Here is a 978-nt window from a genome sequence, read left to right on the forward strand (position 1 = left end):
GCTCGATCAGGGCCCATTGCTCGTCGGTGAGGTCGCCACGTGCCATGCCCGATGGTTTATCAAGAGCGACCGGTTCCGCGGCGCCGATTACCCAAACCGTGATCTGGACTCCATACAGGACCTAGGGCCTGTTGCGAAAGTGGATCTTGTTCGTTCATGATCATGTCTTGTGGGACGTGGAGATCTGACGAATGACCAGTGGGCCCGGCTTGAGCCGTTGCTGCCGCGGGGCATCAAGCCGGGCCGACCGCAGGTGTGGACGCGGCGGCAGTTGATAGACGGCGTACGGTGGCGGACCCGCGCGGGCGCCCCGTGGCGTGACGTGCCCGAACGCTACGGACCGTGGGACCGGGTCTACGACCTGTTCCGCCGGTGGCAGCGTGACGGCATATGGCAGCGGATGTTCGAGCGGCTCCAGACCGATGCCGACGCGAAAGGCCTGATCACCTGGGACCTCAGCGTCGACTCCACCGTCTGCCGCGCGCATCAACACGCGGCAGGCGCCCGTAAAAAGGGGACCTCCAGAAGGACCCTCCCGGCGGCTTCGTCACCGAGCCTGACGACCACGGCCTCGGACGCTCCCGTGGCGGTCTGACCACGAAAATCCACCTCGCCACCGAGCAGGGACAAAAGCCCATGTCCCTGCTGGTCACAGCCGGTCACCGGCACGACAGCCCGTACTTCCAGCCCGTCCTGGAGAAGGTCCGTGTCGCCCGGCCCGGCCCTGGCCGGCCTCGCACCAGACCCGCCCGAGTCCGTGCCGACAAGGCATACGGCTCCCGTGGCGGCCGGCCCCCGGCATTCGACAAAGACGACTACAAACAACGCCACGCTGTCGAGTGCGGCATCAACGACCCTGATGGTTAATTCGGTCAGGCTGTCAGGGCGAGTTCGAGGCGGGCGAGGTGGGTGGTTCTGGTCCGGTCGATGGGGTGGCCGTTCCACCAGGCGTGGAGTCGGATCAGGTTGAGGGCGACC

The 978-nt window shown here is 66.3% G+C and carries 2 protein-coding genes; both read left to right on the plus strand.

The window, feature by feature from the left end:
* Positions 1-169 precede the first annotated feature (169 nt).
* A complete protein-coding gene (locus tag OTB19_RS43055) occupies positions 170-595 on the plus strand; it encodes an IS5 family transposase (RefSeq protein ID WP_267804307.1) in 426 nt (141 codons plus the stop codon).
* Positions 596-603: 8 nt separating this feature from the next.
* Positions 604-867: a transposase gene (locus OTB19_RS43060; RefSeq protein ID WP_267804308.1), complete on the plus strand. Its 264-nt coding sequence runs from the start codon at positions 604-606 to the stop codon at positions 865-867.
* The last annotated feature ends 111 nt before the right edge of the window (positions 868-978 follow it).

Source organism: Streptomyces sp. H27-H5 (genome assembly GCF_026627505.1).
In the GTDB taxonomy this organism is placed as follows: Bacteria; Actinomycetota; Actinomycetes; order Streptomycetales; family Streptomycetaceae; genus Streptomyces.